Here is a 15,014-nt window from a genome sequence, read left to right as displayed (position 1 = left end):
CCCCGGCCCCGTCCGCCGCCGCCACCGCGCACACCGGAGCCGCCGACGCGGGCCCCACCGCCACCGACGGCCCCGGCGACGGCGCCCGCACCGGGCGGTGGCCGCTGCACGCGGACGTCACGGGCTTCAACCGGCTCACCCTCGACGCCGCCCCAGGCACCACCATCGCCGTCGTCGGCCCCAACGGCGCGGGGAAGACCACGCTGTTGCGCGCCCTGCTCGGCCTGACGCCCCGGGCGCACGCCGAGCTGACACTCGGCGAGCGCGAGGTGACCGCGCTGCCGCCGCACCGCCGCGGCGTCGCCTGGGTCCCGCAGGACGGAGCGCTCTTCCCGCACCTGACGGCCCTCGGCAACACCGCGTACGGGCTGCGCGCCCACGGCACCGCCCGCGTCGAGGCCCGCCGCGAGGCCCAGCAATGGCTGGACCGGCTCGGCGTCGGCCACCTCGCGCACCGCCGCCCCGCCCAGCTCTCCGGCGGTCAGGCCGGACGCGTCGCGCTGGCCCGCGCGCTGGCCGCCCGCCCCCGCCTGCTGCTGCTCGACGAGCCGCTGGCCGCCCTCGACCAGAGCACCCGCGCGCACGTCCGGCACACCCTGCGCCGGCACCTGGCCGGCTTCGGAGGCGTCTGCCTGATGGTCACCCACGACCCGGTCGAAGCGGTCTCGCTCGCCGGCCGCGTCCTGGTCCTGGAGGACGGCCGCGCTCTCCAGGACGCGGCCCCCGCCGAGGTCGCGCGGCACCCGCGCTCGCCGTGGGTGGCGCGGATGCTCGGCCGCAACGCCTGGTCCGGCACGGCCACCGGCGACGGCCTTCGGCTCGCCGGCACCGGGCGGCTGGTGGCCGCCGACCCGCTGCCCGAGGGCACCGCCGCCCTGGCGATCATCGGCCCGGAAGCGGTCTCCGTGCACCGCGAGCGCCCCTCCGGCAGCCCCCGCAACGTCTGGCCCGGCCGGGTACGGGAGATCACCGCGCTCGGCAGCCGGCTGCGCGTCCTGGTCGCCTCGCCGCAGGTCCCCGACCTGGTCGGCGAGATCACCCCGCAGGCCGCGGCGGAACTGGGGCTGGCCGAGGACACCGAGGTCTGGGTGAGCGTGAAGGCGACCGAGGTCACGCTCGTACCGGTGTGACCCGGGCGTCACACCGCCCCGTGGGCCGAAACCCCCTGCGGGGATGGCGGCGGTGCACCGCCCCGGGGCCCGTGCGCGGTGCGTGCGGACCCCCGCCGCGCGTGCCGCGAGCCCCGCGGTGCGCTCCGCGGACACCCCCGGCTCGGACAAGCGCTCGATACGCCCGGGCAGGCCATGCGCGCCGCCTTGGGGGGTGCGCCCCTACCCGGCACACGGGGGCGCCATGCGGAGCCGTCGGCCTCCACTCCGGCGGTGCGGGGGCAGCCCGCCCGGTGCGGGCGCTACCGCGCGCTCTGACAATGCGAACCGTGCCCGTGGTTGTCTCGTACTCGTCGAATTCATGACGGCCCGGAAAACGCATCGCAAGGACCGGTGAAAACGCGGGAGAAAGTTCCGCGGAAAAGCCGGAAAAGGCGTGCGCCGACGGACGTCATGCATCCCCATGGCCGCCGGGAAACCGCGCGGTGAAGGACGGGAGCACATCGATGGAATATCCTCAGGGATCGGAAACGAGCGGACGCGGTGAAGTCCGGGGGCGCGGGGCCCGAGGGGCGACGGCGGCAGTGGTCCTGCTGGCCGCCGGCGCGTTGAACGTGGCGGCCGAAGGGCCGGCCGAAGCCCGCGGCGGTACCACCTGGGACCGCCTGGCCGGGTGCGAGAGCGGGGGCAACTGGCGGATCGACACGGGGAACGGCTTCTCCGGCGGGCTGCAGTTCGCCCACTCCACATGGCGCTCCTTCGGGGGCGGCAAGTACGCCTCCCGGGCGTCGCGGGCGTCCCGGGCCCAGCAGATCAGCGTGGCGCAACGGGTACTGGCGCGCCAGGGCTGGGGGGCCTGGCCGGCCTGCTCGGCCCGCCTGGGACTGCGCGGATCCGGCACGCGGCACAGCGCTCCGGACGCGAGCGTCCCACGGTCCGCGCCGCGCACCGCCGCCCCGGCCCGCACGGAGGGCAGCGGCCGGGCCCGCGAGCGGCTGCGGCACCACCGGTACGGCAGCCGGTACGGGCAGCACAAGCAGTACAAGGCACGGCCGCACCGCACATCGGGCGGTCAGGTCGTGGTGAATGCCGGGGACACGGTCAGCGGAATCGCGTACGCCCACGGCTGCGGCTGGCAGGAACTCTACCGCCTCAACCGCCGGGTCATCGGGGCGAATCCCGATCTGATCCAGCCGGGAATGCGGCTGTCCGTCAACCGGTCCGGCACCGGCTGAACGCGATAATTCCGCGGCACGCATTTCCTTCCCACCCTTCCGGGAATTCTCCGTGACGAATTCCCCGGAGTGGCGGCCCGGCTGGGGGCGGGCGGACCGCCGCGGGAAGCGGTGGGCACCGGCAGGCCGTCCGTGGCGCCACGGACGGCCTGCGCGTGCGGGAAGCACGGCCCGGCCACCGGTCCTCCCATGTATGTGACGCCACATCGTAGGTACGCTCCCGCGTGCACATGATCAACCAACCAGGAGGTGCAGCATGAAGCACACGGTGAAGCGCTTCGCCGCACTGGGTGTTGGCGTGGCCGTCGCATTCGGCGCCGCCGGCTTCTCGCAGGCACAGGCACAGCCCCGCGCGCAGGGACTCGACGTGTGGGTCAACCCGGGGCACTCCGCGTCCGGCAAGAGCTATCTGTACGCCGGGCGGGCCGCCTTCCGGGCCGACGGCGACACCTTCGCGGTCTACGACGACGCGAAGGACGGCTACGGCGTACAGCTCGTCGTGCACGCGACGAAGAAGAACGGCAGCGGCCTCGACGGCGCCTACTTCTACGGCGGGGGCGGCAAGACCCACAACGGCAGCTTCCTGAAGAAGGACCTCCAGGAAGGCTCGAAGGTGAAGTTCCGCCTCTGCATGTCGAAGAACGGCTCCAGCGCCTTCGCCTGCGGAAAGTGGCGCACCACCAAGGCGTGACCGGCCACGGCCGGACCAGGGCCGGACGGCGCGGGGGAGCCCGGAGCTCCCCCGCGCCGTCGGCGTTTCTCCCGCCCCTTGCGCCCGCCTCCTCCCGCCCGGCCCGGTCGGCCGGAAGACCGGGTTCCCCGTACGTCCCGATGATGACCGGGTCCCCCTCGTGTAGGACCCGAGGCATACGGCATGACCAATCCGCGGAGGGATTCGCCGCACCCCCGTCGCCTCGTAGCTTCGTGATCAAGCACATGCACGATCGGGAGGCCACGGAATACATGTACGGCAAGGCATTCGCCCCGGAGTACCAAGGCGAGCTGGGCGCGGCCCTGAACGTGAACTCGTCCTACGAGGACGTGCTCGCCACGGCCGCCCGCGCCCGGCGCGACGCCCGTACCGACCTGGAGCGCGCCCGGGCCTCGCTCGCCGTCGCCGAGGCCAACCGGCGCCTGGGGCGGGTGGACGACGCGCGCACGGCCTGGCACGAGAGCTACCGCAGCGCCCGCGGCGCCGGTGACCGGGGCGCGATGTCCTGGGCCCTGTGGAGCGGCGGCACGCTCGCCCGGCAGTGCGGCTCCCTCGCGCTGGCCCGCAGGCTGCTGGCCCACGCCGTCACCCTCGCCGACCAGGGCGGCGACCGCCTGGCGCACGGCTACTCCCTCGCCGGACTCGCCGAGACCGGCCGCATACAGGGCGACTACGAAGCCGTCGCCGACCTGCACGAACAGCTGCTCGAACAGGCGCGGACGCACGGCGAGGCCCGCCACATGGTGTGGGCGATGTCCGGCATCGCGCAGATGCACCGCAACACCGGCGGCTACGCCAAGGCCCTGGAGCTGTTCGAGGAGGCCGCGCGGATAGCCGCCGACGGTGACGACGCGCGGGGCCGCGCCTGGTCGCTGCGCGGCGTGGCCGACGTCCTGTCCGTACAGGGCGAGACGGAACGGGCCCTGGCCCTGCTCGGCGAGGCCGAGACGATCTGCCGCACCATGGACCTGGCCAGTGCCCTCGCGTACAACCACAAGATGCGCGGCAACGTCCTGTTCCGGGCCGGGCGTTACGCCGAGGCGTGTGCGGTCTACGCCGGTGCGCTGCGCGAGTTCGAGGAGATGCACGAGCCGCGCGGCACCGCCCTGTCCCGGCTCGGCCTGGTCAAGTCCCGCTCCCGGATGGGCGGTTCCAAGGACGAGACGCTCGCCGCACTGGACGAGCTGGAGCGCGACTTCGGCCGGATCGGCCTGCGGCACGCCCGCGACATGGTCATCGCCTTCCGCGCCGAGCTGCTCCCGTCGGCTTCAGGAAGTCCCGCAGCTCCGTACGGTGCCACCACGCTCCGGTCTCCCGCCGTTCCCGCCACGTCGTGAAGCGGTACTGGAACAGCCGGGCGCGCACCAGCGCGGGCGGCGCGTCCGGGAACGGATTGTGACGCAGCAGCCGCAGCGTGTCGGGATCGTTCTCCAGCAGCCGCTCCACGAACGGCCCGAACCAGCTGCGCGCGTAGGCGGGGGAGAGCGCCGCGAACCACATCAGCCAGTCGAGCCGGAGATGGTACGGCGCGTACTGGCGCGGCATGCGCCGTACGTCGCCCGGCTTGCCCCGGAACTCGTACTCCCGCCACACCGCGTCCGGCGAGTCCACCGGCGCGTCCGTGCCCTCGACCACGATCTCCCGGCGCACCCGGGTGACGCTGCCGAAGGCCCCGTAGGAGTTGACCAGGTGCAGCGGGTCGAAGGAGGTGTTCATCACCTGCTGCCGGGACAGCAGATTGCGTACGGGACGGTAGCTGCGGTAGGCGACGAAGACGGTGAGGACCACGGTCAGCACCCCGAACCAGACCGGGGTGCCGGCGAACGCGGGCGGGCCGGCGACCCCGGATCCGTCCACCGCGGACAGGGCCAGCACGATGGTCAGCCAGTTCAGCCAGGCGAAGTTGCCGGACAGCACGAGCCACAGCTGCGTCACGACGATCCCCAGCGCCGCCCAGGTCGCCACCGGCTGCGGGGTGAACAGCAGGACGGGCAGGCCGAGTTGCGCCACGTGGTTGGCGGCCGTCTCGACCCGGTGCAGCGGTTTGGGCAGCCGGTGGAAGAACCAGCTCAGCGGGCCCGGCATGGGCTGCGTCTCGTGGTGGTAGTACAGGCAGGTCAGATCGCGCCAGCAGTGGTCGCCGCGCATCTTGATCAGCCCGGCCCCGAACTCCACGCGGAACAGCAGCCAGCGCAGCAGCCACATGACGAGCACCGGCGGCGCGATGTCGTCGTTGCCGAGGAAGACGGCCAGGAAGCCGGTCTCCAGCAGCAGGGACTCCCAGCCGAAGCCGTACCAGGTCTGTCCGACGTTGACGATGGACAGGTACATCGCCCACAGCACCGCCCACATCGCCATCGCCGCCCCCAGTGGCACGGCGTCCGCCGCCCCGGCCGCCACAGCCACGGCCAGCAGGGCGCCCGCCCAGCACCACAGGGCGAAGAACCGGTCCGAGTAGCGCCACTGGAACACCGACGGAGCCCTGCGGAACGGGGCCCGGCGCAGGAAGTCCGGCACCGGCGTCATGCCACGCTCGCCCATCAGCGCGCGGAACTGCCGCGCCGCCGCCACGAACGCCACCAGGTACAGCACGGCCAGCAGCCGCTGGAACACCAGCCGGCCCAGCCACACGTCGCTCTCCGTCAGCCAGTCCACAGGACCTATCCCTAGCACCGCGGGGACGCCCTGCCACCGGTCCGGCGCGCGGCACGCACGAGATGTACCGGACCGCCGCACCGTGCAGGCTGGAGGCATGCCCGAACTGCCGGAAGTCGAAGCCCTGCGGGAATTCCTCGACGGGCACGCCGTCGGCCGCGTCCTGGAACGCGCCCAGCCGGCCGCCGTCAACGTGCTCAAGACCTACGACCCGCCGCTGACCGCCCTCGAAGGCGGCACGGTCACGGCGGTGGCGCGGCACGGGAAGTTCCTGGACCTCACCGTCGGCGGCCTGCACCTGGTCGTCCATCTGGCGCGCGCGGGCTGGCTGCGCTGGCAGGACGCGCTGCCGGACGCCCCGCCGCGCCCGGGCAAGGGGCCGCTGGCCATGCGCGTACGGCTGAGCGCCGACGGGGACGGCCCGGCGCCCGGCTTCGACCTCACCGAGGCCGGTACGCAAAAGCGCCTGGCCGTCTACTGCGTGACCGACCCCGCCGAGGTCCCCGGCATCGCCCGCCTCGGCCCCGACCCGCTCGCCGTGGACTTCACACGGGAATCCCTGGCGGACCTGCTCGAAGGGGAGCGGCGCCAGATCAAGGGTTTCCTGCGCGACCAGAGCGTGCTGGCGGGGATCGGCAACGCCTATTCCGACGAGATCCTGCACGTGGCCCGCATGTCACCGTTCAAGCCCGCGGCCCGTCTGAGTGCCGAGGACACGGACCGGCTCTACGCCGCCGTACGGGACACGCTCATGGAAGCGGTGGAGCGGTCCAGGGGTGTGGCCGCCGGGCAGCTCAAGAAGGAGAAGAAGAGCGGGCTGCGGGTGCACGGCCGCACCGGCCAGCCGTGTCCGGTCTGCGGTGACACCATCCGCGAGGTCTCCTTCAGCGATTCCTCGCTCCAGTACTGCCCCACGTGCCAGACCGGCGGCAAGCCGCTGGCCGACCGGCGGATGTCCCGGTTGCTGAAGTAGCGCCCACGGGGGCCGGCGGGCCGTCCGTCCGCCGGGTTCCGGGCCCCGTACCACGTCCCGTACGGCAATCGGGTGAACGCCGGGCAGGCAACCGGCAGGCGGCCGGCCTCAGGCGGAATCTAGGCATTACCCCCGTCTTGCGTCCATAACCGGTAAATGTCGAGCGCGCGCCGGTCGCGGTCGTTAACCTGGTGGACGACGGACGACCTGTCTGGGAGATGCCAACACCCTTGGCCCGCCGCGGGAAGCGCCACGAAGCCTGGCCGACGTCCCGGTTCGTGTGACGGCGCCACCGCGTCGGAAGTGTTCCCTTGATGAAGGAGTGCGTGGTGGCATTGGAAAACGCGCAACGCGAACAGCCGCGGCCCAAGCGCAGCGAGCGCCCGGGCCGGATCAGGGAAGTCCGCAATCTGGAGGTCTGGGGCCGCTGCGTCCCGGTCAGAGTCGCGGGCTGCGACGACGACCCGGCCGAGCCGCACATCTTCCGCGGCATCGACTGACCGCCGCGGCGCGCCGACCGGCGGGCCTCCGCGAGCCCGGGCGGCCCGCGGACACCGGCCGGCCGACGCCCCTCCGGCGGCGCCGGACGTTCACGGCCGGCGGCCCAGCAGGCACAGCAGCCGGGTCAGGTCGTCCGCGCCGGGCGGCGGCGTCACGGGATCGGCGAACATGGCCGTGTCCGCGAGTTCGTCCGCGTACGGCTCGACCTCGCGCAGCGCGGCGCTCGCCAGCTCCGGCGGCAGCCGCTCGTCCGTGCCGATGGCCCGCGACAGGTCCCAGGAGTGGACCACCGCGTCCATCATCATCTGCGAGCAGTACGCCGCGGCCGAGCTGCTGCCCGAGGACAGCTGGACCGTCCGGTCCAGCGCTCCCGGCTCGGAGAACGCCGCCACCGCGGCCACCGCCGCGCGGTCCCACGCCCCGGCCGGGTCGTCACCGAGCTGGTCGCCGTCGTACTCGTTCCCCACCTCCTCGATCGTGGCGCCGTCCCGCACCAGGCGCGGCACCCACAGCTGCTCCACCGTCAGGTGGCCGACCAGATCGCGCACCGACCACTGCGCGCACGGCGTCGGGGCGTCCCACTGGTCGTCGCGCACCCGGTGGACCCGGCTGCCGAACAGGGCGATGGCCTCGCCGTGCCGACGCAGCAGCACATCGTGGTCACCCTTTTCGCCCGTGTCGGGACCGTTCTTGTCCTTTTCGTGTTGGCTCATGCTCACCGAGGATAGGAGCGGGTACGGCGGCGACCACGGCGCGACGCACGGTCGCGTTCATGACGGAGAGAGCGCATCGCGCGGCACGATCTGCTGCTCCTGGCTCGGGCTCGACCACAGCAGCTTCACATACGCCTCGCCGGTCCGTTCCGTGTGCTCGACGCGGATCGCGTGCCGGTGCCCGGCGGTCAGCGCCACGGCCGCCCGGTCGGTGCGCGGCTCGTGCGGGACGCCGCTGTCGATGACGAGCCGGCCGTCCACCCACACCCGTACGGTGTCGTCGGAGACGGTGGTCAGGGTGTACGTCTCGCTGTACCGCGGCCGGAGCGTGCCGGTCCAGCGGGTGGCGAAGTGGTCGGCGGGGACGCCGGCGGCGGGTGAACCGTCGAAGCGGTAGGACTTGTTGAGCACCGGGTCGGTGGTGGTCACCGCGGGCGGCCCGCTGAAGTCCTCGTTCGCCCAGCTCCGGGCCGTCAGGCCGGTGCCGTGGCCGGCGGGCGCGGCGGCCGGTGGCCGGATGGCGAGCCGGACGACGGTCGCCTCGGGGCCGGTCGGCGGGCCGGACGGCGTGAGGTCGAAACCGTCGCCCGCCGGGGTGACGGTGATCTTCTGCGTACTGCCCAGCACCCGTGCGGACGTGATGCGCAGCGGCGCCTCGGCGGTCAGATGCAGGGGCGTGCCGGGCGCGGGCCAGGCGGTGACGGACGCGTACAGGGCGTCGCCCTTGCGGGAGACCGAGCCCCACGAGGGCTCCGCGACCAGCCCGGTGTGCCCGGCTCCGTACACAGCATGGCCCTGCCCGTGCGCGGCCAGCCAGCGGCCGGTGGCGCGCAACCGGTCCACGGACGCCTGCGGGATGCGGCCGTGCCGGTCGGGGCCCACGTTCAGGAGGTAGTTGCCGCCGCGTCCGGCGACGGCGAGGAGGTTGCGCACGACGGTGGCGGTGGACTTCCAGTTGGTGTCGTACCGGGCGAAGCCCCAGTGGTCGTTGAGCGTCATACAGCTCTCCCACAGCTGGCCGGCCACCGGCTCGCCGGGGATCTCCTGTTCCGGGGTGCCGTAGTCGCCGTCCACGACGCGCTTCTTGCCGACCCGGTTGTTGACGATCAGGTCGGGGTCCAGTCCGTGCAGATACGCCTGGAGGCCGGCGCCGTCCCGCGGCGACCAGCGGTTGACGGGGTTGTCCGCGTCCCACTCGCCGTCGAACCACAGCAGCGCCGGGTCGTACCCCTCCACCAGCTCCCTGAGCTGCGCGTACATCCGCTTCTTGTAGCGGGGGAAGGTCGCCGGGTCCGCGAAGTCGGGGTCGTGCCAGTCCCAGATCGAGTAATAGAAGCCGAGCTTGATGCCCGCCGCGTCGGCGGCCCGCTTCAGCTCGGCGAGGATGTCGCGGTGCGGGTCGAAGGCGGAGTGGTCGCGCAGGTTCCACCGGTTCTGCTTCGTCGGCCACATCGCGTAGCCGTCGTGGTGCTTGGACGTGATCACGATGTAGCGCTGGCCCGCCGCCTTGGCCGTCCTGACCACCGCCTCGGCGTCGAACGCCGCGGGATCGAACGTGGCGGCCCGCCGCTCGTACACGTCGGTGGGGACGGCGCACTGGCGCTTGATCCACTCGGCGTTGCGGCACACCGTGCCGTCGGGGCGGGTGTACTCGCCCTCCAGGTTCGAGTACGCGCCGAAGTGGATGAACATGCCGAAGCGGGCCTGGCGCCACCAGGACGTGCGCGCGGCGGTGAAGGGGTCGTCGGCGGCGTGGTTCGTGCCCGGTCCGGCGGCTTCGGCGCGGGGTGCGGGACCGGGCGCACCGGCCGCGGCGGTGGCGCCCGCCGAGGCTGTCGCGCCGGTCAGCAGGGCGCCGAGCAGTACCGGCACCGCGGCCAGGGACCCGAGGAGCCGGGCCGGTCTCGTACGGCTGCGCATCGCGTGCTCCTTTACGGTCGGTCGCCGGCCGGTCGGCCTCCGGGCACCGGCCGGTCATGTGCATGCCGTTGTGCCTTCCGCATGGTGCAGCCGCCGACCCGGCGCCGGAAGCCCTTCGGCGGGACAGACATCGGAGCAATGGCAGGGAACGGATGGCGGGAACCGGGCGGTTGGCAGCCGTATGGCCTTCGTGCGGAGGCCATACGGAGGTCTGCGGAGGCCATACCTCGGACCTCACAGGGGCGGCAGCTTGCGCCCTCACCGGAGCGGCGACCTGTCCGATTCCGTTGCTGACGGCTTGTCAGCGCCCTGGCGGGCGAGCGGAAGCGCCTGTTCAATGGGCGCGAGCCGCAACTGTCTGGAGGCTGCATGGACGTCGCCGCCACGCCCCCCGCCATCCGCTGCGCCGGGGTGGAGCGCTCCTACCCCGCGTTCCAGGAACGTGCCGCGCGCATCGCGTCCGGCCTGCGCGCCCTGGGCGTCGAACCCGGGGAGCGCATCGCGATCGTGCTGCGCAACGAGCCCGCGCACCTGGAGATCGCCGCAGGCGCGGCCCGGCTCGGCGCCTCGGCCGTCCCCGTCAACTGGCACTTCCGGCACGACGAGCTGCGCCATGTGCTCGGCGACAGCGGCAGCAAGGTCGTCTTCGCGCACACCGACCTGCTGCCCGGCGTCACCGCCGCGCTGCCCGACGGGGCCCGCCTCATCGAGGCCCCGGTGCCCGACGGCATCGCCGCGGCCTGCGGCTTCCCGCGCCCGCGGGCCACCGGCGACCACCCGCTCCTGGACACCTGGCTCGCCGGACACCCGCCGCTCACCGAGGCCGCCACCCGCCGCCCCTCCACCGTCATCTACAGCTCGGGTACCACCGGCCGGCCGAAGGGCGTACTGCGCGATCCGGTCGGCGAGGAACAACTCGCCGAGTCGGTCGCGAAGTTCCTCGAATACTTCGCGGTGCGTCCCGGCGGCCGCACCCTGATCCCCGCGCCGCTCTACCACGCCTCGCCCAGCCAGCACGCCGTCCTCGCGCTGGCCGGCGGCCTGGATATCACCCTGATGCCGCGCTTCGACGCCGAGGAGTTCCTGCGGCTGGTCGAGCACCACCGCATCGAGCAGACGCAGCTGGTGCCGACCATGTTCGTCCGGCTGCTGCGGCTGCCCAAGGAGGTCCGCGAGCGCTACGACGTGTCCTCGCTCACCTCCGTCGTCCACGCCGCCGCGCCCTGCCCGCCGCACATCAAGCACGCCATGATCGACTGGCTGGGGCCGGTGCTGCGCGAGTACTACGGCGGCAGCGAGACCGGGGCCGTGACCTGGTGCGACAGTCAGGAGTGGCTGGCGCACCCCGGTACCGTCGGACGGGCCGTGGAGACCTCGGCGGTGACGGTCCTGGGCCCCGACGGGGCACCGCTGCCCACCGGCCGCACCGGCGAGGTCTATCTCAAGCCGTCCGACACCTGGCCGCAGTTCACCTACCTCGGCGACCCCGCCAAGCGCGCCGCCATGGAGGCCGAGCGGATGCCCGGCTACGTCACCATCGGCGATATCGGCCACCTCGACGCGGACGGCTACCTCTACCTCAGCGACCGCCGCACCGACCTCGTCATATCCGGCGGCGTCAACATCTACCCGGCCGAGATCGAGGGCTGTCTGCTCGGCCTCGACGGGGTGCGGGACGTGGCCGTCTTCGGCATCCCCGACGAGGAGTTCGGCGAAGCGCTCGCCGCGCACGTCCAGCCGGAGCCGGGTGCCGCGCTCACCGCCGAGGATGTACGGGCCCAGGTCGCCGACCGGCTCGCCTCGTACAAGGTGCCCAGGGTGGTGGCCTTCGAGGAGAGCCTGCCGCGCGACGAGTCCGGCAAGCTGTTCAAACGGCGGCTGCGCGAGCCGTACTGGGCGGGGCGGGACCGTGCGATCTGAGCGGCCCGCCGCGCCCGCTCCTCACAGCCCGCCGCGCCGCATCAACTGCCGTACGAACACGTCCTTCTGGATCTCGTTGGTCCCCTCGCCGACGATCATCAGCGGCGCGTCGCGGAAATACCGCTCCACGTCGAACTCGGTGGAATAGCCGTACCCGCCGTGCACCCGCACCGCGTCCAGCGCGATGCGCATCGCCGCCTCGGACGCGAACAGCTTCGCCATGCCCGCCTCCAGATCGGCCCGCTGCCCGCTGTCGTACGTCCGCGCCGCGTGCAGGACCAGCTGGCGCGCCGCGGTCAGCGACGTGGCCATCTCCGCCAGCAGACTGCCGACCGCCTGGTGCCGCCAGATCGGCTTGCCGAAGCTCTCCCGCTCGCGGGCGTACCGTACGGAATCCTCGAAGGCGGCCCGCCCGACACCCACCGCCCGCGCGGCGACCTGGATCCGGCCGACCTCCAGGCCGCGCATCATCTGCCCGAAGCCCCGCCCCTCCCGCCCGCCGAGCAGCGCGTCCCCGGGCACCCGGAAGCCGTCGAACGCCAGCTCACAGCTTTCCACGCCCTTGTAGCCCAGCTTCGGCAGATCGCGCGAGACGGCCATCCCCGGGCCGTGCTCGGCCAGCAGGACGGACATGCCGCGGTGCGCGGGGTCGGCCGCCGGGTCGGTCTTCACCAGCAGCGCGATCAGCCCGGCGCGGCGGGCGTTGGTGATCCAGGTCTTGGTGCCGTGGACGACGTACGTGCCGTCGGCGGCGCGGCGCGCGGTGGTGCGCAGCGCCTGGAGGTCCGAGCCGCCGCCCGGCTCGGTGAGCGCCATCGCGGCCCGCACCTCACCGGTGGCCAGCCGCGGCAGCCAGCGCTCGCGCTGCTCCGGCGTGCCGTAGCGGACGAGCAGCGAGCACACCACCGTATGCCCGCCCATGGCACCGGCCAGACTCATCCAGCCACGCGCCAACTCCTCGGTGACCAGGGCGAAGCACGGCGCGGAGACGGCGGCCGGACCGTACGGGGCGGGCACCGCGAGCCCGAAGACGCCGAGCTGCTTCATCCGCTCGACCAGCTGTTCGGGGTAGCGGTCCGCGTGCTCCCACTCGTGCGCCACCGGCCGCACATCGCGGTCCACGAAATCCCGGACGACGTCCACGACGGCACGTTCCTCGGGGGAGAGCGGGTCGTAACCGGACATGGTGCGGCCTCCTTCGGCGGGGACGGTGCTGCATGTGTGCTGCACCTACCCGCCGGGGAGGGCTCCCGCCCGTCAGGCCGGGGCGGGGCCGGTGAGCCGGGCCCGGGCCGCCGTGCGGAACGCCGCCACCAGACGGCTGCGGTCGTCGGCGCGGGTCGCCAGGACGACATGGCTCGGCTCCACGCCGCGCAGGGGAATCCCGACGACGTCCGGCCGCAGGGCCCCGGCGCGCGGGCCGGCCGCAATGGCCACGGCCTCGCCCGCGGCGATGACCTCGAACTTGTCCTCCAGGGCATCGATGAACGGGCCGTCGGGCGCCGGGCGCCCGTCCGGCCGGGGGTCGACGCGCCAGTAGGCGTTCCAGTCCGGGGCGGCCTGCCGCAGGTGGGGGAGGGGCTCGTCGGCGATGTCGTCGAGGGTGACGGACTCCTCGCCCGCGAGCCGGTGGTCGAGCGGCACCAGCAGCACCCGGGGCTCGGAATACAGCACCGTCACGTGCAACCGGCCGGTCGGAAAGGGCAGCCGGGTCACCATCGCGTCCACCTGATGGCCGAGCAGCGCCGTGTGGATCCCGGTGCAGTCCACGTACTGGCTGTGCACCTCGGCGTCCGGATGCCGGCGGCGCAGCTCGCGTACCGCCGGGGTGACGATGATGCCCGCGGTGTACCCGACGGTGATCCGCGCCGGGTCGGCGGCGGCCCGGGTATGGGCGGCCGCCTGCGCGGCGGAGCGCAGCAGCGCCTTGGCGCGGGGCAGGAAGACCTCACCGGCCTCGGTCAGCCGGCTGCCCTGCGGGGTGCGGTCCAGCAGCCGGGCGCCCAGCTGCCGTTCGAGATTGCGGATCTGGCGGCTCAGGGACGGCTGGGTGATCCGCAGGGCCTCGGCGGCGCGGCCGAAGTGCCGGTGCTCCGCGACGGCGGTGAAGTAGCGCACCAGGCGCAGGTCGAGGTCGGGTACGGGCAAGGAACCGGACATGCCCCGAGCGTACTCCCCACCCACGCGCTCCCACTCCCTACACCTAACCCTGACCAGGAGTGATGCCCAACCCGCATACCGCCATACACAACAGGCTTTGGACCGGACCCGGGCCGCCCGCGGACGATGTGACCACCGGCCCAGCGCCTCCGGACCACGTCCGCGAGGGGGCCGGATCCGCACGCCATCCCATCCAAGGAGCGCAGCATGCGCGTATTCGTCACCGGAGCGACCGGATTCATCGGAACAGCGGTGGTACGGGAACTCCTCGGGGCCGGGCACACGGTCCTCGGCCTGGCCCGCTCGGACAAGGCCGCCGCGGCCCTGACGGCCGCCGGCGCCGAGGCGCACCGCGGCGCCCTCGACGACCCGGGGAGCCTGCGGAACGGGGCGGCCGCGGCGGACGGCGTCATCCACCTCGCCTACCACCACGACTTCTCGGACCAGGCAGCCTTCCACCACGCGGCCGAGCTGGACCGGAGCGCCGTCGAAGCGCTCGGAGCCGCCCTCGAAGGCACGGACAAACCCCTCGTGATCACCTCGGGAACGCTGATGCTCGCGTCGCTCGCACCGGGCCGTACCGCCACCGAGGAGGACGTGCCCGGCCCCGGCGCGGACGGACCGCGCATGGCGTCGGAGAACGCCGCCAGGTCGCTGGCGCGGCGCGGTGTGCGCTCGTCGGTCGTACGGCTCGCACCGTCCGTGCACGGCGCGGGCGACCGGGGCTTCGTCCCGCACCTGATCGCCACCGCCCGCGAGAAGGGCGTCTCGGCGTACATCGGCGACGGCTCCAACCACTGGCCCGCCGTCCACCGCCTCGACGCCGCCCGCCTGTTCCGCCTGGCCCTGGAATCCGCCCCGCCCGGCACGACCCTGCACGGAACAGCCGAACAGGGCATCCCGTTCCGCGCCATAGCCGAAGCCATCGCCAACGCCCTCGACCTCCCCACCACCACACTCACCCCCGACGAGGCAACCACCCACTTCGGCTTCCTCGGCGCCCTGGTCCCGCTCGACAACCCCACATCGAGCACCTTGACCAGGAAGCAACTGGACTGGGAGCCCGTACATCCCGGACTCCTTGAGGATCTGGGGGCGGGGGGCTACTTCGGGGAG

General features: G+C 73.3%; 13 protein-coding genes. 8 read left to right on the top strand and 5 right to left on the bottom strand.

The genetic code is table 11. The annotated features are described in order from the left end of the window. The 4 genes from IH45_RS0140325 to IH45_RS0140310 form a co-directional block, all read left to right on the top strand. On the top strand, positions 1–1,130 hold a 1,130-nt coding region (locus tag IH45_RS0140325), incomplete at its 5' end, for an ABC transporter ATP-binding protein (RefSeq protein WP_158813458.1). 485 nt (positions 1,131–1,615) lie between these two features. After that, positions 1,616–2,344 carry a transglycosylase family protein gene (locus tag IH45_RS0140320; protein ID WP_030681222.1) on the top strand — a complete coding sequence of 243 codons (729 nt, stop codon included), beginning with the start codon at positions 1,616–1,618 and terminating at the stop codon, positions 2,342–2,344. 256 nt (positions 2,345–2,600) lie between these two features. Continuing rightward, a complete protein-coding gene (locus tag IH45_RS0140315) occupies positions 2,601–3,035 on the top strand; it encodes a hypothetical protein (protein ID WP_030681219.1) in 435 nt (144 codons plus the stop codon). A 272-nt stretch (positions 3,036–3,307) separates the two neighbouring features. Continuing rightward, on the top strand, positions 3,308–4,393 hold the full coding sequence (locus IH45_RS0140310) for a tetratricopeptide repeat protein (protein WP_032919333.1): 1,086 nt from the start codon (positions 3,308–3,310) through the stop codon (positions 4,391–4,393). Here IH45_RS0140310 and IH45_RS0140305 read toward each other — a convergent pair. After that, entirely contained in the window at positions 4,290–5,711 is a 1,422-nt protein-coding gene (locus IH45_RS0140305) for a lipase maturation factor family protein (protein WP_030681213.1), read from the bottom strand. The genes IH45_RS0140310 and IH45_RS0140305 overlap by 104 nt on opposite strands. 97 nt (positions 5,712–5,808) lie before the next feature. Between IH45_RS0140305 and IH45_RS0140300 the strand changes: the two genes are divergently transcribed. Both IH45_RS0140300 and IH45_RS1000000149105 read left to right on the top strand, forming a co-directional pair. Further along, a complete protein-coding gene (locus IH45_RS0140300; RefSeq protein ID WP_030681209.1) occupies positions 5,809–6,684 on the top strand; it encodes an Fpg/Nei family DNA glycosylase in 876 nt (291 codons plus the stop codon). Between the two features lie 329 nt (positions 6,685–7,013). Continuing rightward, a complete protein-coding gene (locus IH45_RS1000000149105) occupies positions 7,014–7,184 on the top strand; it encodes a hypothetical protein (protein ID WP_158813456.1) in 171 nt (56 codons plus the stop codon). A gap of 90 nt (positions 7,185–7,274) precedes the next feature. Here IH45_RS1000000149105 and IH45_RS0140290 read toward each other — a convergent pair whose 3' ends face one another. Together IH45_RS0140290 and IH45_RS0140285 are read right to left on the bottom strand one after the other, a co-directional pair. After that, positions 7,275–7,898 (bottom strand): TIGR03086 family metal-binding protein, encoded by a 624-nt coding sequence (locus tag IH45_RS0140290; protein ID WP_199810780.1) that lies wholly within the window; start codon positions 7,896–7,898, stop codon positions 7,275–7,277. Positions 7,899–7,955: 57 nt separating this feature from the next. Then, the gene (locus IH45_RS0140285) at positions 7,956–9,818 is read right to left on the bottom strand and encodes an alpha-L-fucosidase (protein WP_030681199.1); all 1,863 of its coding nucleotides are present in this window, start codon (positions 9,816–9,818) and stop codon (positions 7,956–7,958) included. 369 nt (positions 9,819–10,187) lie between these two features. Between IH45_RS0140285 and IH45_RS0140280 the strand changes: the two genes are divergently transcribed. Continuing rightward, the gene (locus tag IH45_RS0140280; protein ID WP_030681195.1) at positions 10,188–11,738 is read left to right on the top strand and encodes an AMP-binding protein; all 1,551 of its coding nucleotides are present in this window, start codon (positions 10,188–10,190) and stop codon (positions 11,736–11,738) included. Positions 11,739–11,759: 21 nt separating this feature from the next. Here IH45_RS0140280 and IH45_RS0140275 read toward each other — a convergent pair whose 3' ends face one another. Beyond that, positions 11,760–12,923, bottom strand: a complete 1,164-nt coding sequence (locus IH45_RS0140275; RefSeq protein ID WP_030681192.1) for an acyl-CoA dehydrogenase family protein — start codon at positions 12,921–12,923, stop codon at positions 11,760–11,762. A gap of 72 nt (positions 12,924–12,995) precedes the next feature. Next, positions 12,996–13,898 carry a LysR family transcriptional regulator gene (locus tag IH45_RS0140270; RefSeq protein WP_030681189.1) on the bottom strand — a complete coding sequence of 301 codons (903 nt, stop codon included), beginning with the start codon at positions 13,896–13,898 and terminating at the stop codon, positions 12,996–12,998. Positions 13,899–14,105: 207 nt separating this feature from the next. Between IH45_RS0140270 and IH45_RS0140265 the strand changes: the two genes are divergently transcribed. Further along, on the top strand, positions 14,106–15,014 hold a 909-nt coding region (locus IH45_RS0140265; RefSeq protein ID WP_030681187.1), incomplete at its 3' end, for an SDR family oxidoreductase.

This window comes from Streptomyces rimosus subsp. rimosus (genome assembly GCF_000720725.1).
Lineage (GTDB): Bacteria > Actinomycetota > Actinomycetes > Streptomycetales > Streptomycetaceae > Streptomyces > Streptomyces rimosus_A.
This window is presented reverse-complemented; position numbering and strand designations above follow the sequence as displayed.